This is a genomic window from Citrobacter sp. NCU1 (assembly GCF_010231475.1).
Lineage (GTDB): Bacteria > Pseudomonadota > Gammaproteobacteria > Enterobacterales > Enterobacteriaceae > Citrobacter_D.
In genome coordinates, this window is record NZ_NRDO01000041.1 from 72,686 (window position 1) to 95,611 (window position 22,926).

The following is a 22,926-nucleotide window of genomic DNA, read 5'->3' on the forward strand; positions in this document are numbered from 1 at the left end:
TGTGATTCCTGTTATGTAGCGCGTTACTGGCTGATGACCCGGATCCCGTTTACGTCAAGAAAGACGCTGGCCTGCAGTTCGTCTGCGGACCCTTTCCAGAACGAGTAAAGCGAATTTTCGCCAGGGACAGGCAACGGGAGAGAGACGCGCCACTTTTTTCCATCCAGCATCTGGTATTCCGCCATCACACCGATGTAGCGCGCTTCAGGCGAGCTTTGCCCGCTCAGGGTTTTTGAAAGCTGGCCTGGCATCAGAAAGAACACATCGCTGTTAAGCAGATTCGCGCCAAACGTGGCCGACGCGTTGTTCTGTAGGGAATAAAAGTCGCTGGACATGAAATCCGCATCGGATTTCAACAACAGCACTCTCACTTTGAGCGGCGCCGAATTATTGATTTGCGGATGGGCCTGAAACTGCAGATTGTAGCGGGAGGGATCGCTGTGTGAAGACGATGAACAACCGCTCACCAGGGTGAATAACACCACGTAAAACGCCAGCCACATCCTGTGAAAATTTTTATTATGCATAAAAATACGCTCATGAAGCCCGTTTAGTTCAGGATCCAGGTCCCGTTAGCGTTGTCTTTGCAGGCTTTGCTGTTACCGTCCACATCTACGCAGGTCGTTTTCTTACGCGCTTTGGGTCGCATGGCCTGCTTACGTACCGTCGCGTCATACTGGTCGGCCTTAATCACGGCCCGCATTGGCACATAACCGATCAGTTGTTCGTTGCCCTCGTCGGCGAGCGCCATCCAGAAGGACTCCACCTGTCCCAAAACCGTGTAGGTTTTACCGGTCTCAAGGGTACGGATGACTTTTCCGCTGTAGTCTGGACGGCTCATCAGAGAAGCCGGATACATTGCGCGGTAAGGTTCGTTCACTGGCGTAAATTCCGCAGGCGGAACGACGACATGTCGGTGGGTTAACGTGACGCCATTCACCTGGCTTGTCACGATGGTATCGTCAGTCATTACAGGTTTCTGCGGCGCTTTACAGCCCGCCACCGCCATGACAAACAGAAGTGAAAACAGTACGCGCATTTTCATATGCTTTTCCGTAGCGATATTTAGATAATGGTCAATATGAGAGGTGAATTTGATTTGAATACTATCGTTAAGAATATTCCAGACTCTTTATAAGGGTTACTATCCTTTGGGCATGGCTACCGCAAAAGCCTTACGGAATAAGACCCTATTTTATTCTGGATTTTTTAACAAACAGGAAACAAGTGTACATAAGCTTTTCATCAATTCAATATTATCCAGTCATTACCCACCATATTTAGAGGGTTTCAGGCCATTATAGGATTAATCCTGGAAAAGGTTTTTAAAAGGTCTTGCTCGCTTAATGCGATTAAATAAAAACCCATTAATAACAATCATTTAAAATGAATAAAATTAAAAAACAATAAATTTCATTAACGCATCACAACAATCAGTTCTACTACCATAATTAGTAGAATTACCCGTTATAAAATCTAAAGAATATATTCCACATGAACATTTTGTTGCATTTTAATGGCATGTTTAATTTTTGTTTCAATGATTATTAAATGCAATTGAAGCTAATGGTTAGCGATATTAATTTTACGGACTGAAATTATATCATGCAGTGGCAAAATGATTCCTAATGCAGCGGTTTATCATGCCAGGCAGATTATTCATCCGAACAAGTTAACCCGTCAGTGGGTGGATGTAACGGTAAAAGAAAGGCGCCATGTTGGTGGTATCACGAGAGATATGCCAGCGCCGATTTTCGCTCACCGCAACGTCACGCTCATCCTCTGACGTCATCGTTTCTCTCGTTTTAAACGACACAAGCTCTGCCTCTTGTTTTCCTGCCATAAAGAGTCCGTTATCATGCACGCTATGTAGCCATGAGCAAATAAAGCAGACGTTCTAAAATAATAAACGGCACTTTAATCTATACTCTCGTAACCAACTGATTATGAGAGCATTATTACTCTATTCGTCCCACGTTATGATTTTCTGGTTTTCCAATGCTCTCTTTCCCCGTAATGCAGGATGTTCCCATGAGCCGATACCAGGTTTCCGGTAGTGAAGGACAGTATGAGAAAAACTCTGGCGAGCAAATTCTGGCAAACAAGCTGGGGATTACAGATTCGAAAGAGAGGGATGAGGCTGAACTTGTCCTGTTAGAGCAACTCTATCAATTTATTTTTGAAGAACAGTTCCCGGAAGGACAACTCAGCGTAGCCCTGCTAAAAAACTGGCATCGCCGCTGGCTGGGGAACATCTATGAGTGGGCCGGGCAAGAAAGAGCGGTAAACATCAGTAAGGGCGACTTTATGTTCGCCCCCCCTCGGCACAGTTACCAAAACTACTGCACGAATTCGACACGAAGTATCTCTCTCGATACACACCCTGTATAGGCATGAGTGAAGAACAACTCATTGAGGCTATTGCTGTAACCCATGTAGAACTGATACTCATCCATCCATTCAGGGAAGGCAACGGACGTTTATCACGACTTTTAGCTGATGTGATGGCGGTTCAGGGGGGATACAAACCATTGGATTATCAAAGCTGGGAACAAAACAAAGCCAAATACATTTCAGCTATCCATTCAGGTATGTCAATGGACTACGACCCAATGCGCTATTGGGTCAGCGCGGCATTGAGAGGAATTTAAACGGCAAGGCGAAGATGGGCGAATTTTTTGCGCGTAGCTTCAAGCGAAGCTTCGATCTTCTCAGAGGGCTGCCCCGTTTCAACTGCGGTTGACGTTGCTACCGAGCGAGTGATGTCGGCACGAGACGGCTTAACATAATATGTCTGCGTTTTTTTGCTGTTGCTCATCGTGATTCCTCAGCTCTCAAATGTGTCATCTGTGCTCATTATATCAAGGTTTCTACACGACTTCATAAAATCTGGTGGCCAGTTGAAAGGCAGGTTTCATGGTAAAAGAAAGACGCTACTCCGGTTGTACCGCGGGAAATATGCCAGCACCGATTTTCGCTCACCGCAACGTTATGCTTATCCTCTGACGTCATCGCTTCTCTCGTTTTAAACGACACAGGCTCTGCCTTTTGTTTTCCTGCCATAAAGAGTCCGTTATCATGCACGCTATGTAGCCATAAACAGATAATGTTGACGTACATGCGATCCAATGAGACGCCGTGAAACTTAATGAGAACTACAAAAATCACTCGCTCATTAAAATTAAAGAAAATGGACATCACAAACTAATGACTTCAATAGCAAATTTAGATTCTCATACCCCCATGATGCAGCAGTATCTCAAGCTGAAAGCACAGCATCCGGAGATCCTGTTGTTCTATCGTATGGGCGATTTTTACGAACTGTTTTATGACGATGCTAAGCGTGCATCGCAACTGCTCGACATCTCGCTGACCAAACGCGGTGCCTCGGCAGGCGAACCTATCCCGATGGCGGGCATCCCGCATCACGCGGTAGAAAACTACCTCGCCAAATTGGTCAATCAGGGCGAGTCCGTTGCAATTTGCGAACAAATTGGCGATCCGGCGACCAGCAAAGGCCCGGTTGAGCGCAAGGTCGTACGTATTGTGACGCCGGGCACCATCAGTGATGAAGCGTTGTTGCAGGAGCGCCAGGACAACCTGTTGGCCGCTATCTGGCAAGACGCTAAAGGCTACGGTTATGCCACGCTGGACATCAGTTCCGGGCGTTTTCGCGTGAGTGAGCCTGCCGATCGTGAAACCATGGCCGCAGAATTACAGCGTACCAATCCCGCCGAACTGCTCTATGCAGAAGATTTCGCGGAAACGGCGCTTATCGAAGGTCGCCGCGGCTTGCGTCGTCGTCCGTTGTGGGAATTTGAAATCGATACGGCTCGCCAGCAGTTGAACCTGCAATTTGGCACGCGGGATCTGGTCGGCTTTGGCGTGGAGAACGCGCCGCGCGGATTATGCGCTGCGGGCTGTCTGTTGCAGTATGTGAAAGATACCCAGCGTACGTCGTTGCCGCATATTCGTTCCATCACCATGGAGCGCCAGCAGGACAGCATCATCATGGATGCCGCCACCCGTCGCAACCTGGAAATCACGCAAAACCTGGCAGGAGGCGTGGAGAATACGCTGGCTTCCGTGCTTGATTGCACCGTCACCCCGATGGGCAGCCGAATGCTCAAACGCTGGCTGCATATGCCAGTGCGCGACACAAAAATCCTGACCGAACGCCAGCAAACCATTGGCGCGTTGCAGGATGCTACCAGCGAATTGCAACCCGTCCTGCGACAGGTTGGCGATCTGGAACGTATCCTTGCCCGTCTGGCGCTACGCACCGCCCGTCCGCGCGATCTCGCCCGTATGCGCCACGCCTTCCAGCAATTACCGGAACTGCGCACTCAACTGGCGACGGTGAACAGCCATCCGGTACAGATGCTGCGTGAGAAAATGGGTGAATTTACGGAATTACGCGAGCTGCTGGAACGGGCGGTTGTCGATGCGCCGCCGGTGCTGGTCCGCGATGGCGGCGTCATCGCGCCGGGTTACAACGAAGAGCTGGACGAGTGGCGTGCGCTGGCAGATGGCGCAACCGACTATCTCGACCGTCTGGAAATTCGTGAGCGTGAACGGACAGGGCTGGATACCCTGAAAGTCGGCTATAACGCGGTACACGGTTATTACATTCAGATCAGCCGCGGTCAAAGCCATCTTGCGCCAATCAACTATGTTCGCCGCCAGACGCTGAAGAACGCCGAGCGCTACATTATCCCGGAACTGAAAGAGTACGAAGACAAAGTGCTCACTTCCAAAGGCAAAGCGCTGGCGCTGGAAAAACAGCTGTATGACGAGCTGTTTGACCTGCTGCTGCCGCACCTGGCAGAGCTGCAACAGAGCGCGGCGGCGCTGGCTGAGCTGGACGTCCTGATCAATCTCGCCGAACGCGCGTACACGCTGAATTACACCTGCCCAACCTTCACGGATAAACCGGGTATTCGGATTATCGAAGGTCGCCATCCGGTGGTGGAACAGGTGCTCAGCGAACCGTTTATTGCCAACCCCCTAACGCTCTCTCCGCAGCGTCGGATGTTGATCATTACCGGCCCGAATATGGGCGGTAAAAGTACCTATATGCGTCAAACGGCACTGATTGCGCTGTTGGCCTACATTGGCAGCTACGTTCCTGCACAAAGCGTGGAGATCGGTCCTGTTGACCGTATTTTCACCCGCGTCGGCGCGGCGGACGATCTGGCTTCCGGTCGTTCAACCTTTATGGTGGAGATGACCGAAACCGCCAATATCCTGCACAACGCTACCGAAAACAGTCTGGTGTTGATGGATGAGATTGGTCGCGGCACCTCCACCTACGACGGCCTGTCGCTGGCATGGGCGTGCGCGGAAAATCTGGCAAACAAGATCAAAGCGTTGACGTTGTTTGCCACTCACTATTTCGAACTGACGCAGTTGCCGGAGAAAATGGAGGGCGTTGCTAACGTCCATCTGGATGCGCTGGAGCACGGTGAAACTATCGCGTTTATGCACAGCGTGCAGGATGGCGCAGCCAGCAAAAGCTACGGCCTGGCGGTGGCTGCGCTTGCCGGTGTGCCAAAAGAGGTGATTAAACGCGCACGCCAGAAGCTGCGTGAGCTGGAAAGTATTTCACCGAATGCCGCCGCCACGCAGGTAGACGGTACACAAATGTCGCTGCTGTCAGTCCCGGAAGAGACCTCCCCTGCCGTTGAGGCGCTGGAAAATCTGGATCCGGATTCCCTGACCCCGCGCCAGGCGCTGGAGTGGATTTATCGGTTGAAGAGTTTGGTATAACCCCCGTTATCCCCGAAGGCAGTGACCCTCGGGATAATCCGGCAGGCCGGGTAAGGTGAAGCCTTATCCGGCTCTGTTGTCACCACTTCAATCTGTTCATCTGCGCAACGTGGGCAAATCATCCTCTTCTCCTTTATTGGCGTGCGACCACGAAAGGCGAAAAGCAGCGGACTAACGCTATACCGCTGGGCGACAACGTCGTTGATGAATTTTTAGGACGTTTTAACGAGGAAGAGCGCGCACTGTTTACCCAACGGGTGCGTAAGATGATGGGATAATATTCAGCCACCCGTTCACTCTCTATTATTCAGCGCTCATTAACGACGCTGCATAATACTCCACCTTCAATAAACCATACTTTTTTAGTACGGCCTGGAGCTGGCTATCTTCTATATCTTATTTAAATCCCTCCTTCATCAAGAGGTTCCCGATGGATCTCAAGCCCAGTCGTTTACCTCTGATAAAAATGCTCGTTTTTATTTTTGCCGGAGTGATCTTTCCTGTTTTTATGCTGGGAGCTTCTGCTTATAATTTATATCAAACCTCTAATCAATTTAAGGAAATGAGTCAGCAGCAACTCCCAATTAAAGAGCTTAACGAACTCAAGAACATGATGAAAAACCCGTACGACTATGGAATCATTTCAATTATCTACATGGAAAAACAGGCGCATAAAATTTTCATACATAAGCAAACCATGAAAATAGCCTCTATGTATATAGGCTATGCAGTATTAAGCGTTGGCGTTATGATGTTATTTCTTGGTATAGAAACTAAAAATCAAAATGATATTAATGGAAATTTCATGGGGTTAACATTCAATATAAAAAGTGGTTCTGGAGGAATAATCGTTTTTCTACTTGGTGCAATCATGATAATTATCCCAGGGAGTATCAACAATAAATATCAAACCCCCGGTATTCCTGGCTATGGTTCTGGAGCGCCATCAAACATCAGTCAAATAAAAAATAACGTATTATATATTTATCAGCAATGCAATAAACAAACCGCTCGCCCGAAAGATCAATGTTTTACGCAATCTATCAATAGTAGCTTTAAGGAATAACTTATGAAACGATACAGATATTATAACTTTTGCACATTGCCTTATCTGTTTCTTGTATTATTTTTTTCTGGTATGACATTTGCTGACGAAAAACCGTCAGTCGTGTTGGAATTTGATCAAAATAATAACTGCACGACAGAAAATGGCATTGTTATCTGTAAAGTTAATTATCCTGCCCCTGATTATATTCATGGAGTAACAGTAGGATCAGCAAGCCCAGGTGGCGTAGTTGATTCCCGAAAAAATGATGGCGACAAGGACTTACAACGTTTCAAACTCGCGCCCAATGATAGCATCGGTATGCTGAAAGACGACTTCAACAGCAAAGATCTCAGAGCCGAAATGGGCAATAAGATGTTAAACGAAGGCGGGAAATATTAATACCGGTCACTGCAAGCCAATAAAAAATGCCGATCGCATAAAACGATCGGCATTTTCTTAAACTAAAGCTTACTCGCGGAACAGCGCTTCGATATTCAGCCCCTGAGTCTGCAAGATTTCACGCAGACGACGCAGGCCTTCAACCTGAATCTGGCGAACACGTTCACGTGTAAGACCGATTTCACGGCCCACATCTTCCAGTGTCGCAGCTTCATATCCCAGCAGACCGAAACGACGTGCCAGCACTTCACGCTGTTTGGCGTTCAGTTCGAACAGCCATTTGACGATACTTTGTTTCATATCATCATCTTGCGTGGTGTCTTCCGGACCGTTTTCTTTTTCATCGGCCAGGATATCCAGCAACGCTTTTTCGGAATCGCCACCCAGCGGGGTGTCTACCGAGGTAATGCGCTCGTTAAGACGAAGCATACGGCTAACGTCATCAACCGGTTTATCCAGTTGCTCTGCAATCTCTTCCGCACTCGGTTCGTGGTCCAGTTTATGCGACAACTCACGCGCAGTACGCAGATAGACGTTCAGCTCTTTAACAATGTGAATCGGCAGTCGAATCGTACGGGTTTGATTCATAATCGCCCGTTCAATCGTCTGGCGAATCCACCAGGTTGCGTATGTTGAGAAGCGGAACCCACGCTCAGGGTCAAACTTCTCGACGGCACGGATAAGCCCCAGATTGCCCTCTTCAATCAGATCCAGCAATGCCAGACCACGATTGCCATAACGGCGGGCAATTTTCACCACCAGACGCAGGTTACTTTCAATCATCCGACGGCGAGAAGCGACATCTCCACGCAGTGCGCGACGCGCAAAATAAACTTCTTCTTCGGCCGTTAGCAGTGGTGAATAACCAATTTCACCAAGGTAAAGCTGAGTCGCGTCCAACACACGCTGGGTGGCACCCTGCGATAACAGCTCTTCTTCAGCCAGGTCGTTATCACTGGGTTCCTCTTCACTCAAGGCCTTTTCATCAAAAGCCTCTACTCCGTTCTCATCAAATTCCGCGTCTTCATTTAAATCATGAACTTTCAGCGTATTCTGACTCATAAGGTGGCTCCTACCCGTGATCCCTTGACGGAACTAGCAAGTGAAAGCCTGGTTCCGACGCTTTATCGCTGCGGCAAATATTGCAGCGGGTTTACGGATTTCCCCTTGTAACGAATTTCAAAATGCAAGCGTGTTGAACTGGTTCCGGTGCTACCCATGGTAGCGATTTTTTGCCCCGCCTTGATGTCTTGTTGTTCCCGGACCAGCATCGTATCGTTATGGGCGTAGGCACTCAGGTAATCATCATTGTGTTTGATGATAATTAAATTACCGTAACCGCGCAGCGCATTACCGGCATATACGACGCGTCCATCTCCGGTCGCGACGATTGCCTGTCCTTTACTGCCTGCAATGTCGATACCTTTATTGCCACCCTCGGTAGCCGCGAAGTTTTCGATCACTTTGCCGTCGGTCGGCCAGAGCCATTTAGAGATTGGCGCACTGGTAGACATACTGCTTGCAGTCGGTTGGGTTGTGCTCGTTGTTGATGCCGTTACAGGGGCTGTGACAACCGTCTCAGCTGGCTTGTTGTTCGGCAACATTTTATTAGCACTCTGTTCACCTGAGTCCTCAGAATACGTAATTGTCGGTTTAGACGCAACAGCAACGGTGGAATTTTGTGCAGGGTTGGTCACAACTCCTTGCTGTGCTGCGTCCGCCTGGGTGATGGCGTTTCCACCCGTAATTGGCGCACCGGATGCATTACCAACCTGAAGCGTTTGTCCTACGTTCAATGCGTAGGGAGCCGCAACATTGTTGCGCTGAGCAAGGTCACGGAAGTCGTTTCCGGTTATCCAGGCAATATAGAAAAGAGTGTCGCCTTTCTTAACCGTGTAGGTGCTGCCGCCGGTGTAGCTGCCTTTCGGAATGTCACCGTATTTGCGGTTATAAACAATACGGCCGTTTTCCGTCTGCACGGGCTGTTGCGTGACAGACTGAATTTGCGCAGGTTGAGTGATCTGGGGCTGTGGCTGCACGGGCTGAATTTGCGGCTGCTGCGTCGTCGCCGTTGTCCCCATTTTTGGCGGAGGCGTGATCAGCATACCTGAATTGGTGCTCGACGGTGCGCTGCCATCAACAGAGTTGACGGGTGCAGGCGGATTAGAAGTGTTGGAACAACCTGCCAGCCACAGCGAAACCAGTGACAATGCCGCAATGCGGCTAACGGTGAATTTTGGGCTTCCCGCGCTCATTTATCCCCCAGGAAAATTTTGGTTAATAACCAGTGACGTAATAACCGTGCAATGCATCAGGCTGAACACTGGAAAACGTGTTCACCATACGCTTACCCTTTACAAAATAACCAGGAAAAATCCAGGTATTCAGGAATGCGCTACGCCAGTTCACCTTTGACTAAAGGAACAAAGCGAACGGCTTCCACGGTATCGATAATAAATTCGCCTCCCCGACGACGCACCCGTTTCAAATACTGATGTTCATCACCCACAGGCAAGACGAGAATACCGCCTTCATCCAACTGTGCCATTAACGCAGTTGGAATTTCTGGCGGCGCAGCCGTCACAATGATGGCATCAAACGGGGCACGGGCCTGCCAGCCTAGCCAGCCATCGCCATGACGGGTCGAAACATTGTGTAAGTCGAGCTGCTTGAGGCGGCGACGCGCCTGCCATTGCAGCCCTTTGATACGCTCAACGGAACATACATGATGCACCAGATGCGCCAGTATCGCCGTCTGGTATCCTGAACCTGTCCCTATTTCCAGCACCCGGGATTGCGGCGTCAGTTCCAGTAACTCCGTCATTCGCGCCACCATATAAGGCTGCGAAATCGTCTGTCCCTGGCCAATCGGCAATGCAATGTTTTCCCAGGCTTTGTGTTCAAACGCTTCATCAATGAATTTTTCGCGCGGTACTGCGGCAAGTGCGTTCAGCACCAGCTCATCGCGGATCCCCTGAGCGCGCAATTGTTCAAGAAGGGTGTGTACGCGTCTGCTTACCATTGCGTGTCAACTCCCACGCTTTCTAACCATGTTGAAACAACATCATGCGCGTTGTATGCGGTTAAATCCACATGCAGAGGCGTCACGGAGACGTAGCCCTCATCTACCGCAGCAAAATCGGTGTCCGGCCCGGCGTCGCATTTATCGCCCGGCGGGCCAATCCAGTACAACGTATTGCCTCGGGGATCTTGCTGAGGAATCACTTTATCCGCCGGATGGCGGCTGCCGCAACGCGTCACACGAATGCCTTTGATTTGATCCAATGGAAGATCCGGTACGTTGATATTCAGAATGCGACCGGTTCGCAGAGGTTCACGACGCAGAGCACGCAAAAGAGTGCAGGTGATCGCGGCGGCGGTATCGTAGTGTTTATGGCCATCAAGTGAAACTGCCAGCGCAGGAAAACCGAGGTGACGCCCTTCCATCGCTGCAGCGACCGTACCGGAATAGATGACATCATCGCCCAGATTAGGGCCAGCGTTAATCCCTGACACCACGATGTCCGGGCGCGGACGCATCAATGCGTTGACCCCGAGATAGACGCAGTCCGTTGGCGTGCCCATTTGTACGGCGATATCACCGTTATCAAAGGTAAAAGTGCGAAGCGAAGATTCCAGCGTCAGCGAGTTAGACGCGCCGCTGCGGTTACGATCGGGGGCAACCACCTGTACGTCAGCAAACTCACGCAGGGCATTTGCCAGCGTTTGTATACCAGGCGCGTGAACCCCATCATCGTTACTCAGCAATATGCGCATAATCACCCAATGTGTTGATAAGTTCCCTTACAACACTGGTGGCAAAACTCCCTGCCGGTAGCCAAAAGCCTAACTCGACGGTTACGTCATCCCACCAGTTCCAGCTTAATTGTTGCGGATACAACAGCATAGCGCGGCGTGAAGCCTCCACCTTTTCCCGCAACAACAGCGATTGCAGCTCAGTTTCACTGGCGATGGCAGCTTCTTCAAACGCCAGCGCTTCACGCTGGGTTCCCCACTCACCGCTGCCAGGTAACGCAGCTGTAATCATTAGTTCTTTTTCATCGACGCGGCGTTGTAATTCGGCCTGTTCTTCCGTTGTGGCGACAAACCAGCTGCCGCGCCCCGCTAATTGTAGCGCATCGCCGTCAACAACTTGATTAAAGTCTGTTTTTTTCAAACGTTCATCGACAATTTGATTAAACAACGCACTGCGGGCTGCCGACAACCAAAAACTACGTTTATTGCGATCGCGTACCGGCGCATCGCTTTGTGCCCAACGTAGCGCGCCCAGCAGGTTACTGCCGCCAATGCCGAAGCGCTGCGCGCCAAAATAGTTCGGTACACCCCGTTCGCTAATCGCCTGCAAACGCGCTTCAACGTCATCACGATTGCTCACTTCGCGCAAAACCAGCGTAAATGCGTTGCCTTTCAGGGCCCCTAACCGCAGCTTACGCTTGTGGCGGGCGTATTCCAGTACTTTACAACCTTCTAACTGGAATGCGCTCAGATCGGGCAGCCCCTTGCCCGGAACACGCGCGCACAGCCACTGTTCCGTGACCGCGTGTTTGTCTTTCTGCCCCGCAAAGCTGATTTCACGGGCATGAATTTTCAGGAATTTTGCCAGCGCGTCAGCGACAAAACGGGTGTTGCAGCCGTTTTTCAGTATACGCACCAGAATATGCTCACCTTCCCCGTCTGGCTCGAAGCCTAAATCTTCGATGACCACAAAATCTTCCGGGTTTGCCTTCAACAAACCGCTGCCTTGTGGTTTCCCGTGGAGGTAAGTCAGGTTTTCAAACTGTGTCATTTCGTTGCCTTAATGAGGAGCGCCACCGCTTCACAGGCAATCCCTTCCCCACGTCCGGTAAAACCGAGTTTTTCCGTGGTGGTCGCTTTAACGTTAACGTCATCCATATGGCAGCCGAGATCTTCGGCAATGAACACGCGCATTTGCGGAATATGCGGCAACATCTTCGGCGCCTGGGCAATGATGGTCACATCAACGTTACCCAGGGTGTAGCCTTTGGCCTGAATACGACGCCAGGCTTCACGCAGCAGTTCACGACTGTCCGCCCCTTTAAAAGCCGGATCGGTGTCAGGGAAAAGTTTACCGATATCCCCCAGCGCCGCTGCGCCCAGCAACGCGTCGGTTAACGCATGCAGCGCAACATCGCCATCCGAATGCGCCAGTAACCCTTTTTCATACGGAATACGTACGCCACCAATGATAATTGGGCCAACGCCACCAAAGGCGTGTACGTCAAAACCGTGTCCAATTCGCATTATGCATTCTCCTGGTGGATGGTTCGGGTCAAATAGAATTCGGCCAGCGCCAAATCTTCCGGACGGGTCACTTTAATATTATCAGCGCGCCCTTCAACAAGCGCAGGATGATAGCCACAATATTCCAGCGCCGAGGCCTCATCGGTGATCGTCGCCCCTTCATTAAGCGCACGGGTCAGACAATCGTGCAGCAACTCGCGAGGGAAAAATTGCGGGGTGAGCGCATGCCATAAATCGGTACGCTCCACGGTGTGCGCAATAGCGGTTTTACCCGGTTCGGCACGTTTCATGGTGTCGCGCACTGGCGCGGCAAGGATGCCTCCCGTACGGCTGGTTTCACTGAGGGCCAGCAGGCGGGCGAGATCGTCCTGGTGCAGACAGGGTCTGGCGGCGTCATGTACCAGCACCCACTGCGCATCGCCGACAGCTTGCAGGCCGGCGAGCACGGAGTCGGCGCGCTCATTGCCGCCATCGACGACCGTAATCTGCGGGTGGTGCGCCAGAGGCTGTTGCGCAAAGCGACTGTCGCCGGGACTGATTGCAATGACAACACGTGTTACCCGGGGATGCGCCAATAGGGCATGAACCGAGTGTTCAAGAATGGTTTTATCGCCAATTGAGAGGTACTGCTTAGGACATTCCGTTTGCATCCGACGGCCAAATCCGGCAGCCGGCACCACGGCGCAAACGTCCAAAAAAGTGGCTGCCATGTTAAATCCTTGGCTGTTTATCGATTATTTTGCCCCGCCGTCTGAGCGCGCTTAGAGGCGTCAGGCACCAGACGGAAAAATGTTTCGCCTGGTTTAGTCATACTCAATTCGTTGCGAGCACGCTCTTCAATGGCTTCCTGACCGCCATTAAGATCGTCAATTTCGGCAAAAAGCTGATCGTTACGCGCTTTAAGCTTCGCATTTGTCTCTTGCTGCGCGGCGACGTCATCATTGACGCGGCTATAGTCATGTAAGCCGTTCTTACCGAACCACAGTGAATACTGCAGCCAGACCAGTAAAGCCAGCAACAGCAGCGTTAGTTTACCCATCCTGCCCCCTGAAAAACGGCGCCATCATCCCATAACTTCCTCTGAGACTCTACTCAGAGGGCGGGAATGCCGCGACAACGCGGGCAAATGTATCACATTTATCCACCGATCCGCACACCTCGTACAGGCAGAACATAATCTAATTGTTGGTTACGGTTTGAATTATGACCACCCGCAGCAGTCATCAAAAAAGAGGAGAAACGACCTACCCCAGCAACCACATGAATAAAGCGCCAAACATCACGCCGACGGTTATCAAGGTTGAGATAATACTAAACAGCAGTTTGCCCTTCATCAGTGAATGTAGGGCGATCCCGACCACCACGGCAACGGGCATGAGCGCCAGAAAGAAGGGCCAGGTATAAAGAAAGAAAAACAGCGTGTTAGAGCCATAGATGAGGAAAGGGAAACCCAACGCCAGCAACCACGACACGAAACCCACCACCGCCCCGGAGAGCGACCAGGTGGTTTCGTCTTCGACTGTGAACGTATCTGACGTTGTGATAGTAATGTTATGGCTGTTACGCATATTAAATCCTGTGACCTTGACGAGCCAGGCACGCAAGCCCGGTAGTGTCTCAGGATCTGATCATATCGCCCTCTCTCAGTAGATCTAATAATTGGCGGACTAAATTTGTTACTAATTGTTCACCATCCAGGTGAATTTCTGGTGATTCAGGCGCTTCGTAAACCGAATCAATGCCGGTGAAATTGCGCAATGTCCCCGCCCGTGCTTTTTTGTACAAGCCTTTCGGATCGCGCGCTTCGCAGATGGCCAATGGGGTATCCACGAAGACTTCGATAAAGCGCCCGCTCCCGACGCGTTCACGTACCGCCTGCCTTTCGGCGCGATGCGGAGAAATAAACGCCGTCAACACCACCAGTCCGGCATCGACCATCAGATTTGCGACTTCCCCCACCCGGCGGATGTTCTCCTTACGATCGGCTTCGCTAAACCCGAGATCGCTGCACAACCCGTGGCGTACATTGTCGCCATCCAACAAGTAGGTACTCACCCCGCGTTGATGCAGCGCTTCTTCCAGCGCCCCCGCCACCGTGGATTTACCCGAGCCAGAAAGCCCGGTAAACCACAGAACGACACCACGGTGGCCATGGTGCTGCTCGCGCTGTTGCGGTGTCACAGGATGCGCATGCCAGACGACGTTTTCGTCGTGCAGCGCCATTATTGACCTCCCAGCAAATCACGCGCACCCCAGTGCGGGAAGTGACGGCGCACCAGTGCATTCAGTTCCAGCTCAAACGCGCTGAATTCGGACGATGTTGAGACAGACTCCGCGAGCGGCTGCCTTACCATGCCCGCTCCGACGGTCACATTACTCAGGCGATCAATAATGATAAGCCCACCGGTCACCGGATTTTGCTGATAGCTCTCCACGGCCAGCGGTTCATCAAAGGTAAAATTCACCAGGCCGATGCCATTCAACGGCAGATTTTCAACCTCGCGTTGGGTCAGATTATTGATATCAACTTGATATTGAATCTGATCAACACGGGCGCGGGTCTTCTTCCCGGCAATCTTAATATCATAACTCTGCCCCGCCGACAGCGGCTGCTCCGCCATCCATACCACGTCAATGGCGGCGCGCTGTACCGCAGGCAATGCTTCGCTGGCGTCAAGCAGCAGGTCGCCGCGACTGATGTCGATCTCATCCTTCAGCACCAGAGTGATGGCTTCACCCGCATGCGCCTGCGGCAAATCACCGTCAAAAGTCACGATGCGCGCCACGCTGGATTCAACGCCGGAGGGCAGCACTTTGATTCGCTGGCCCACCGTCACGCTACCTGAGGCGAGCGTTCCGGCATAACCGCGAAAATCCAGATTCGGACGGTTCACATACTGCACCGGGAAACGCATTGGCTGGGTATCTACCACGCGCTGAATTTCGACAGTTTCCAGCATTTCCAGCAACGTCGGGCCGCTGTACCACGGCATATACACGCTCTGAGACGCCACATTGTCGCCTTCCAGCGCAGAGAGCGGGACAAAGCGAATATCCAGATTCCCCGGCAACTGTTCGGCAAACGTCAGGTAATCTTCGCGAATACGGACAAATGTCTCTTCGCTAAAATCCACCAGGTCCATTTTGTTGATAGCGACCACCAGATGTTTGATCCCAAGCAGCGTAGAGATGAAACTGTGGCGGCGGGTCTGATCCAACACCCCTTTACGGGCATCGATCAACAAGATCGCCAGATCGCAGGTTGAGGCGCCTGTCGCCATATTACGGGTGTATTGCTCATGGCCTGGGGTATCAGCAATGATAAATTTGCGTTTCTCGGTAGAGAAATAACGGTATGCCACGTCAATCGTGATCCCCTGCTCGCGCTCAGCCTGGAGACCATCCACCAGCAACGCCAGATCGATTTTCTCGCCCTGCGTGCCGTGGCGTTTGCTGTCATTATGCAGCGAAGAAAGCTGATCTTCGTAAATCTGGCGCGTATCATGCAGCAAGCGGCCAATCAGCGTACTTTTACCGTCGTCCACACTTCCGCAAGTTAAAAAGCGCAGCAGACTTTTATGTTGTTGGGCGACCATCCAGGCTTCGACGCCGCCTTCATTAGCGATTTGTTGGGCAAGTGCGATGTTCATAGCGGCTCCTTAGAAATACCCCTGACGTTTCTTCAGCTCCATGGAGCCCGCCTGGTCGCGGTCGATCACGCGCCCCTGACGTTCGCTGGTGGTTGAAACCAGCATCTCTTCAATGATCTCCGGCAGCGTTTGCGCATTCGACTCCACCGCGCCCGTCAGAGGCCAGCAGCCCAGTGTCCGAAAGCGTACCATCCGCTTTTTGATAACCTCGCCGGGCTGCAGATCGATCCGGTTGTCATCGATCATCATCAACATGCCATCACGCTCCAGCACCGGGCGTTCAGCCGCCAGATACAACGGGACGATCTCAATATTTTCCAGCCAGATGTACTGCCAGATATCCTGTTCGGTCCAGTTGGAGAGCGGGAAAACACGAATGCTTTCGCCTTTGTTTATCTGCCCGTTGTAGTTGTGCCACAGTTCCGGGCGCTGGTTCTTCGGGTCCCAGCGATGAAAACGGTCGCGGAAGGAATAGATACGTTCTTTGGCGCGTGATTTCTCTTCATCGCGACGCGCCCCGCCAAACGCCGCATCAAAACCGTATTTATTCAGCGCCTGTTTCAGCCCTTCGGTTTTCATGATGTCAGTATGCTTAGCGCTACCGTGGACAAAGGGGTTAATCCCCATCGCCACCCCTTCCGGGTTTTTGTGGACCAGCAACTCGAAGCCGTAAGTTTTGGCAGTGCGGTCACGAAATTCATACATCTCGCGGAATTTCCAGCCCGTATCAACATGCAGCAGCGGGAACGGCAATATGCCGGGATAAAACGCTTTACGCGCCAGATGCAGCATCACGCTGGAATCTTTACCGATGGAATACATCATCACCGGGTTAGAGAATTCGGCGGCCACCTCGCGGATGATATGGATGCTTTCCGCTTCCAGTTGCCGCAGGTGGGTAAGTCGTTTTTGGTCCATAACCGTTCCTTTGCAATACCGCTATTTTTTTACTATCAGATATCCCGACTATAGGGAGCACAGGGGAACGAATGAAATTACGAATTGGAATGAGTAGTTCCTCAAAAGAATAACGATTTGAGAAAGCAAATATCAAAAAGTGCTTAACCCACCGAAATTCGGGCATTTCGGAGCAAATGAAATTGTTTTACCTCTGTCACGGTTTCATACTAGGCGGGTAAAAATTTCTGCTTTGCATTTAAGGACTCACTATGTTTTCCGCATTGCGCCACCGTACCGCTGCCCTGGCGCTCGGCGTATGCTTTATCCTTCCCGCACACGCAACGTCACCGAACACTGGCACTATTGCAAATACCCAGGCTCGACATATTGCGACCTTTTTTCCTGGACGAATGACCGGTTCTCCCGCGGAAATGCTGTCTGCCGATTATCTTCGTCAGCAATTTGAGCAGATGGGATATCGCAGTGATATTCGGACGTTTAACAGTCGTTATATTTATACCGCCAGAGACAATCGCAAAAACTGGCATAACGTTACGGGCAGTACGGTTATTGCCGCGCATGAAGGTAAAGTGCCACAGCAGATTATTATTATGGCGCACCTGGATACCTACGCACCGCAAAGCGATACCGACTCCGATGCCAATCTTGGCGGATTGTCGTTACAAGGCATTGACGATAACGCAGCAGGGTTGGGCGTTATGCTGGAACTGGCGGAAAGACTGAAAGATATTCCCACCGAATACAGTATTCGCTTTATCGCCACCAGCGGTGAAGAAGAGGGAAAACTGGGTGCCGAAAACCTGCTTAAGCGAATGAGCGCCACCGAGAAGAAAAATACGCTGCTGGTGATCAACCTCGATAACCTGATCGTCGGTGATAAGCTCTACTTCAATAGCGGGCAAAAAACCCCGGAAGCGGTACGTAAACTGACGCGTGATCGCGCCCTCGCCATCGCCCGTCATCATGGCATTGCCGCCAGTTCCAACCCCGGTTTAAACAAGAACTATCCAAAAGGAACGGGATGCTGCAACGATGCAGAGGTTTTCGACAAAGCGGGGATCGCCGTGCTCTCTGTTGAAGCCACTAACTGGAATCTGGGCAAAAAAGACGGGTATCAGCAACGAGCGAAAACCGCCTCTTTCCCTGCCGGGAACAGCTGGCACAATGTGCGACTGGATAACCAGCAACATATCGACAAGGCGCTGCCTGGACGCATTGAGCATCGTAGCCGCGATGTCGTTCGCATCATGCTACCGCTGGTAAAAGAGTTGGCAAAAGCCGAGAAAGCATAGCGGGTAACGCGGATCCGCAATACTGTCTCGCAGGTTAAAAGAACGCCTTCTGCTACATAGCAGAAGGTGTTAAGTCTCCCGGGAAAACTCAACCTTCGTGCAGCCCGCACTCTCGCTTGAGTCCGAAGAAACGGGTTTCCTCTTCGGCCATTCCGGGTTCCCATTTGCGGGTCGTGTGCGTGTCACCGACCGACAAATATCCCTGATCCCACAGCGGATGATAGTTCAGGCCATGTTTTTGCAGGTACTGATAAACCGTACGGTTGTCCCAGTCGATAATCGGCAGCACTTTAAAGACCCCGCGCTGGATAGCCAGCACCGGTAAATGTGCGCGACTGCCCGACTGCTCGCGGCGCAGGCCAGCAAACCAGGTTTGCGCGCTAAGTTCGTTTAACGCCCGATTCATCGGTTCCACTTTGTTGATTTCATTGTATTTCTCAATGCCTTCAACGCCCTGCTCCCACAGCTTACCGTAGCGCGCTTCCTGCCATGCGGCGCTCTGTGTCGCGCGGTAAACCTTCAAGTTCAGTCTGAGCTTGTCGGTTAACGCGTCAATAAACTGATAGGTTTCCGGGAACAAGTAGCCGGTATCGGTGAGGATCACCGGGATATCCGGGCGGATCTGATTCACCAGATGCAGGCTGACCGCCGCCTGGATACCAAAGCTCGATGAGAGCACATATTCACCGGGCAGATTTTCCAGCGCCCACGCCACGCGTCCATCAGCGTCGAGCTTTTCCAGTTGGCTGTTGATTTGCGCCAGCGCCATTACCCGCTCAACTTTCGGCAGCGCGTTCAACGCCTGTAAATCGAATACGGACATAGGTTCCTCACTGTTTGCTTTGCCGGATGGCGCTACGCTTATCCGGCCTACAACAACCGTAGGCCGGATAAGGCGTTTACGCCGCCATCCGGCAATGAGACGTTATTCCCAAAAATCACGAGCCGGATCGAGCACCGGGCGAATAATGCCCGCACGCACGGTAAAGTCACCAAAGCCTTCATCCGCTTCACGCTCTTTTACCCAGCGCCCAATCAGTTCGTCGAGAGAGGCCAGAATTTCCGGCTCGGTGATATTCTCTTTGAACATTCGCGGAATGCGCGTCCCGATGCGGTTTCCACCGAGATGCAGGTTGTAACGCCCTGGCGCTTTCCCGACCAGACCGACTTCCGCCAGCATCGCGCGGCCACAACCGTTCGGACACCCCGTCACACGCAGCACAATATGCTCGTCGCTAACGCCGTGCTTTGCCATCAGCGTGTCGATATTGTCGATAAACGTCGGCAGGAAACGCTCCGCTTCCGCCATCGCCAGCGGACAAGTCGGGAACGACACGCAGGCCATTGAATTTTCGCGCTGCGGCGTGACCGTGTTCATCAGCCCGCTGTCGCGCGCCAGTTTTTCGATCTTCGCTTTTTGGCTCTCAGGCACCCCGGCAATGATCAGATTCTGGTTGGCAGTGATACGGAACTCGCCTTTGTGGATCTTCGCTATCTCCAGCAGACCCGTTTTCAGCGGACGCCCCGGATAATCCAGAATACGCCCGTTCTCAATAAACAGCGTCAGATGCCATTTATTGTCGATCCCTTTCACCCAGCCGATACGATCGCCCCGACCGGTAAATTCGTAAGGGCGGATCGGCGCGAACGTAATGCCCGCGCGGCGTTCCACTTCCGCTTTGAAGGTGTCAACACCCACGCGCTCCAGCGTATATTTGGTTTTCGCGTTTTTACGGTCGGTACGGTTGCCCCAGTCACGCTGGGTGGTGACCACCGCTTCTGCGACCGCCAGCGTGTGCTCCAGCGGGATATAGCCAAACTCGCTTGCGGTACGGGCGTAGGTTTTTTTGTTGCCGTGTTCGATGGAAAGCCCGCCGCCGACCAGCAGGTTAAAGCCCACCAGCTTGCCGTTTTCGGCAATCGCCACGAAGTTCATGTCGTTGGCGTGCAGATCGATATCGTTCTGCGGCGGGATCACCACCGTGGTTTTGAACTTACGCGGCAGATAGGTCTGGCCGAGAATTGGCTCTTCATCGGTCGTCGCCACTTTTTCCTGATCGAGCCAGATCTCCGCATAGGCGCGAGTGCGCGGTAGCAGATGCTCAGAGATCTTTTTCGCCCACTCGTAGGCCTCAGCGTGCAGTTCGGACTCATACGGGTTCGACGTGCAAAGCACGTTACGGTTCATGTCGTTGGCGGTTGCCAGCGCGTCCAGCCCGACTGAATGCAGCATCTGATGTACCGGCTTCACGTTCTTCTTCAGAATGCCGTGGAACTGGAAGGTCTGACGGTTAGTCAGACGAATGCTGCCATAGATCGTGTTGTCATGGGCGAATTTATCAATGGCCTGCCACTGTTTGGTGGTGATCACCCCACCCGGCAGACGGCAGCGCAGCAACATCGCATGACGCGGCTCCAGCTTCTGTTCGGCACGCTCGGCACGGATATCGCGATCATCTTGCTGATACATGCCGTGGAAGCGGATCAGCAGGAAATTGTCGCCGTTGAAACCGCCGGTAAGCTCGTCATTCAAATCTTCGGCAATGGTACCGCGCAGGTAGTTGCTTTGCAGCTTCATGCGCTCGGCGTCCGTCAGTTTGCCTTCGACCACTAAAGGCCCTGGGTGTTTTTCGCTCATTAGTAGACATCTCGCTGATAACGGCGCTCAACGCGCAGCTCACTTAAAAATTCATCCGCTGCTTCGGCGTCCATACCGCCGAATTCAGCAATCACGTCCAGAAGTGCCTGTTCAACGTCTTTCGCCATGCGATTGGCGTCGCCGCAGACATAAAGATGGGCACCGTCATTGATCCAGCGCCACAGCTCCGCGCCCTGTTCGCGCAGTTTGTCTTGTACATATATTTTGTGTTTTTGGTCACGGGACCAGGCCAGATCGATGCGCGAGAGCACGCCCTCTTTGACGTAACGCTGCCACTCCACCTGGTAGAGGAAATCTTCCGTAAAGTGCGGATTACCGAAGAAGAGCCAGTTTTTGCCCGGCGCTTCCTCTGCTGCACGCTGCTGCATAAAGGCGCGGAACGGCGCGATACCGGTGCCGGGGCCAATCATAATGACCGGAGTTTCCGGATTGGCTGGCAGACGGAAGTTGTCGTTGTGTTCGATGAACACACGCACTTCGCCCTCTTCTTCAACGCGATCGGCGAGGAAGCTGGAAGCGCCACCCGCGCGGGCACGCCCCTCGATGTCATAACGCACCGCTCCGACCGTGATATGAACTTCGCTCTCCACCTCTGCCTGCGACGAGGCGATGGAGTAGAGGCGTGGCGTTAACGGACGCAGCAGGCCGATGAACGCTTCGGCATCCAGTTGGGCTGGCGCGAAACGCACCATGTCCACAATCGGGGTGGTCGCGGCGTAATGCTGTAATTTGGCTTTATCGCCCACCAGCGGCAGCAACGATTCACTGCGCGTCAACGTGGCATAGTTTTCAACGATATTGGCGGTGTTGACCGTCAGTTCAAAATGCCCCGCCAGTGCGTCTGAAAGCGGCAGAATTTTGCCCTCGACGGTGACGGGTTCATCACCTTTCAGCCACAGCAGCTCTACAATCTCTTTGACCAGCGCCGAATCGTTTTGATACCAGACGCCCAGCGCATCGCCAGGCTGATAACGCAGACCGGAATCACCTAAATCGATTTCGATATGACGCACGTCTTTGTCGGAATCGCGGCCAGTAATTTTCTGATTAACGGAAAGGCTCGCAGAAAGTGGCGCTTCTTTGGTATACGGGCTGATATGGATCTCATTGACCGCCCCCGTGGCGACCGACAGTGAAGGTGCAGCGACAGGCGCCCGCGCTTTCAAAACCTCGACCACCCGTGCGCGCCACTCGCTTGCGGCAGTCTGGTAGTCCACATCGGCATCAACACGGTCGAGCAGACGTTCGCCGCCAAGCTCCGCCAGTTTGCTGTCGAAATCTTTACCGGACTGGCAGAAAAACGCATACGAGGTATCACCCAGACCCAATACAGCGAAGGCGGTGTTATCCAGTTTCGGCGCTTTTTTCGAGAACAAGAACTTATGCAGCGCCACCGCCTCTTCTGGCGGCTCCCCTTCCCCCTGCGTCGACGCAACAACGATCAGCAGTTTTTCATTGGCGATCTGTTTGAATTTGTAGTCGCCCGCGTTGATCAACGTGACACTGAGTTTTGCCGCCAGCAGATCGTCGCGCAGGGCTTCTGCCACGCGGCGCGCATTGCCCGTCTGCGAGGCGGAAATCAGCGTGATGCCCGGCATTTCAGCCGCAGGTGCGGGTGCCGCAATCGCCAAACCGGGTTGCTGATTCAACATGCCCCAGAAATAGCCGGAAACCCACGCCAGTTGCGTGGGGGTGAGATCGGTCGCGGCCGCCTGAAGGCGTGCCAGTTGCTCCGGGTTCAGCGGAAGCAAAGCGGAAGGTGGGGCCTGTGTCGTCATGCGTCGTTATGTTCCAGTAAGCTATGCGGATTTAAGCAATAAAACCCAAACTGATGATAAGGTTAACGGCGTGGATAGTAACAATTAAAGAAGGGATGGAAATAACAAATAACCAAATGGACTAACC

General features: G+C 52.2%; 23 protein-coding genes and 1 pseudogene. 5 read left to right on the forward strand and 19 right to left on the reverse strand.

Features of this window, described 5'->3' with window-relative positions; all coding sequences use genetic code 11:
- Positions 1–23: 23 nt before the first annotated feature.
- The 3 genes from tssJ to CJP72_RS13895 all read right to left on the reverse strand — a co-directional run bounded on the left by tssJ (position 24) and on the right by CJP72_RS13895 (position 1,843).
- Positions 24–527, reverse strand: a complete 504-nt coding sequence (gene tssJ / locus CJP72_RS13885) for a type VI secretion system lipoprotein TssJ (protein ID WP_162381953.1) — start codon at positions 525–527, stop codon at positions 24–26.
- A 23-nt stretch (positions 528–550) separates the two neighbouring features.
- The gene (locus CJP72_RS13890; protein WP_162381954.1) at positions 551–1,045 is read right to left on the reverse strand and encodes an SH3 domain-containing protein; all 495 of its coding nucleotides are present in this window, start codon (positions 1,043–1,045) and stop codon (positions 551–553) included.
- Between the two features lie 627 nt (positions 1,046–1,672).
- Positions 1,673–1,843, reverse strand: a complete 171-nt coding sequence (locus CJP72_RS13895) for a hypothetical protein (protein ID WP_162381955.1) — start codon at positions 1,841–1,843, stop codon at positions 1,673–1,675.
- A gap of 188 nt (positions 1,844–2,031) precedes the next feature.
- Between CJP72_RS13895 and CJP72_RS13900 the strand changes: the two are divergent.
- A pseudogene (locus CJP72_RS13900) lies at positions 2,032–2,651 on the forward strand (Fic/DOC family protein).
- On the opposite strand, the gene CJP72_RS25245 reads toward CJP72_RS13900, so the two are convergent.
- Positions 2,648–2,818: a hypothetical protein gene (locus CJP72_RS25245; RefSeq protein WP_193568723.1), complete on the reverse strand. Its 171-nt coding sequence runs from the start codon at positions 2,816–2,818 to the stop codon at positions 2,648–2,650. The pseudogene CJP72_RS13900 and the gene CJP72_RS25245 sit on opposite strands and share 4 nt — an antisense overlap.
- Before the next feature lie 389 nt (positions 2,819–3,207).
- On the opposite strand from CJP72_RS25245, the gene mutS reads away from it, so the two are divergent.
- The 3 genes from mutS to CJP72_RS13915 all read left to right on the forward strand — a co-directional run bounded on the left by mutS (position 3,208) and on the right by CJP72_RS13915 (position 7,216).
- A complete protein-coding gene (gene mutS / locus CJP72_RS13905; protein ID WP_162381956.1) occupies positions 3,208–5,769 on the forward strand; it encodes a DNA mismatch repair protein MutS in 2,562 nt (853 codons plus the stop codon).
- Positions 5,770–6,199: 430 nt separating this feature from the next.
- Complete coding sequence (locus CJP72_RS13910) at positions 6,200–6,835, forward strand: hypothetical protein (RefSeq protein ID WP_162381957.1); 636 nt, start codon at positions 6,200–6,202, stop codon at positions 6,833–6,835.
- A gap of 3 nt (positions 6,836–6,838) precedes the next feature.
- A complete protein-coding gene (locus CJP72_RS13915) occupies positions 6,839–7,216 on the forward strand; it encodes a hypothetical protein (protein ID WP_162381958.1) in 378 nt (125 codons plus the stop codon).
- 69 nt (positions 7,217–7,285) lie between these two features.
- On the opposite strand, the gene rpoS is transcribed toward CJP72_RS13915, so the two are convergent.
- The 12 genes from rpoS to cysD form a co-directional block, all read right to left on the reverse strand.
- Entirely contained in the window at positions 7,286–8,278 is a 993-nt protein-coding gene (gene rpoS, locus CJP72_RS13920) for an RNA polymerase sigma factor RpoS (RefSeq protein WP_000081498.1), read from the reverse strand.
- Between the two features lie 62 nt (positions 8,279–8,340).
- Positions 8,341–9,471: a murein hydrolase activator NlpD gene (gene nlpD / locus CJP72_RS13925; RefSeq protein ID WP_162381959.1), complete on the reverse strand. Its 1,131-nt coding sequence runs from the start codon at positions 9,469–9,471 to the stop codon at positions 8,341–8,343.
- A 140-nt stretch (positions 9,472–9,611) separates the two neighbouring features.
- On the reverse strand, positions 9,612–10,238 hold the full coding sequence (locus tag CJP72_RS13930; RefSeq protein WP_162381960.1) for a protein-L-isoaspartate(D-aspartate) O-methyltransferase: 627 nt from the start codon (positions 10,236–10,238) through the stop codon (positions 9,612–9,614).
- Positions 10,232–10,993, reverse strand: a complete 762-nt coding sequence (surE, locus tag CJP72_RS13935) for a 5'/3'-nucleotidase SurE (protein WP_162381961.1) — start codon at positions 10,991–10,993, stop codon at positions 10,232–10,234. Before surE ends, CJP72_RS13930 begins: the two co-directional genes overlap by 7 nt.
- Positions 10,974–12,023, reverse strand: coding sequence for a tRNA pseudouridine(13) synthase TruD (gene truD / locus CJP72_RS13940; protein ID WP_162381962.1), 1,050 nt, complete (start codon positions 12,021–12,023; stop codon positions 10,974–10,976). The genes surE and truD overlap by 20 nt, the downstream gene beginning before the upstream one ends.
- On the reverse strand, positions 12,020–12,499 hold the full coding sequence (gene ispF / locus CJP72_RS13945) for a 2-C-methyl-D-erythritol 2,4-cyclodiphosphate synthase (RefSeq protein WP_003034167.1): 480 nt from the start codon (positions 12,497–12,499) through the stop codon (positions 12,020–12,022). Before ispF ends, truD begins: the two co-directional genes overlap by 4 nt.
- Positions 12,499–13,209: a 2-C-methyl-D-erythritol 4-phosphate cytidylyltransferase gene (ispD, locus tag CJP72_RS13950; RefSeq protein WP_162381963.1), complete on the reverse strand. Its 711-nt coding sequence runs from the start codon at positions 13,207–13,209 to the stop codon at positions 12,499–12,501. Before ispD ends, ispF begins: the two co-directional genes overlap by 1 nt.
- Positions 13,210–13,226: 17 nt before the next feature.
- Positions 13,227–13,538: a cell division protein FtsB gene (ftsB, locus tag CJP72_RS13955; protein ID WP_162381964.1), complete on the reverse strand. Its 312-nt coding sequence runs from the start codon at positions 13,536–13,538 to the stop codon at positions 13,227–13,229.
- A 205-nt stretch (positions 13,539–13,743) separates the two neighbouring features.
- The gene (locus CJP72_RS13960; RefSeq protein WP_162381965.1) at positions 13,744–14,067 is read right to left on the reverse strand and encodes a DUF3561 family protein; all 324 of its coding nucleotides are present in this window, start codon (positions 14,065–14,067) and stop codon (positions 13,744–13,746) included.
- A gap of 49 nt (positions 14,068–14,116) precedes the next feature.
- Positions 14,117–14,722 (reverse strand): adenylyl-sulfate kinase, encoded by a 606-nt coding sequence (cysC, locus tag CJP72_RS13965; RefSeq protein ID WP_162381966.1) that lies wholly within the window; start codon positions 14,720–14,722, stop codon positions 14,117–14,119.
- Positions 14,722–16,149 (reverse strand): sulfate adenylyltransferase subunit CysN, encoded by a 1,428-nt coding sequence (cysN, locus tag CJP72_RS13970; RefSeq protein WP_162381967.1) that lies wholly within the window; start codon positions 16,147–16,149, stop codon positions 14,722–14,724. Before cysN ends, cysC begins: the two co-directional genes overlap by 1 nt.
- A 9-nt stretch (positions 16,150–16,158) precedes the next feature.
- Positions 16,159–17,067 (reverse strand): sulfate adenylyltransferase subunit CysD, encoded by a 909-nt coding sequence (cysD, locus tag CJP72_RS13975; RefSeq protein WP_162381968.1) that lies wholly within the window; start codon positions 17,065–17,067, stop codon positions 16,159–16,161.
- Between the two features lie 251 nt (positions 17,068–17,318).
- On the opposite strand from cysD, the gene CJP72_RS13980 reads away from it, so the two are divergent.
- On the forward strand, positions 17,319–18,362 hold the full coding sequence (locus CJP72_RS13980; protein ID WP_162381969.1) for an aminopeptidase: 1,044 nt from the start codon (positions 17,319–17,321) through the stop codon (positions 18,360–18,362).
- A gap of 88 nt (positions 18,363–18,450) precedes the next feature.
- On the opposite strand, the gene cysH is transcribed toward CJP72_RS13980, so the two are convergent.
- From cysH to cysJ, 3 genes are all read right to left on the reverse strand, one after another.
- Positions 18,451–19,185, reverse strand: a complete 735-nt coding sequence (gene cysH, locus CJP72_RS13985; protein ID WP_162381970.1) for a phosphoadenosine phosphosulfate reductase — start codon at positions 19,183–19,185, stop codon at positions 18,451–18,453.
- A gap of 102 nt (positions 19,186–19,287) precedes the next feature.
- Complete coding sequence (gene cysI, locus CJP72_RS13990; protein WP_162381971.1) at positions 19,288–21,000, reverse strand: assimilatory sulfite reductase (NADPH) hemoprotein subunit; 1,713 nt, start codon at positions 20,998–21,000, stop codon at positions 19,288–19,290.
- Positions 21,000–22,799 carry an NADPH-dependent assimilatory sulfite reductase flavoprotein subunit gene (gene cysJ / locus CJP72_RS13995; RefSeq protein WP_162381972.1) on the reverse strand — a complete coding sequence of 600 codons (1,800 nt, stop codon included), beginning with the start codon at positions 22,797–22,799 and terminating at the stop codon, positions 21,000–21,002. Before cysJ ends, cysI begins: the two co-directional genes overlap by 1 nt.
- Positions 22,800–22,926: the final 127 nt, after the last annotated feature.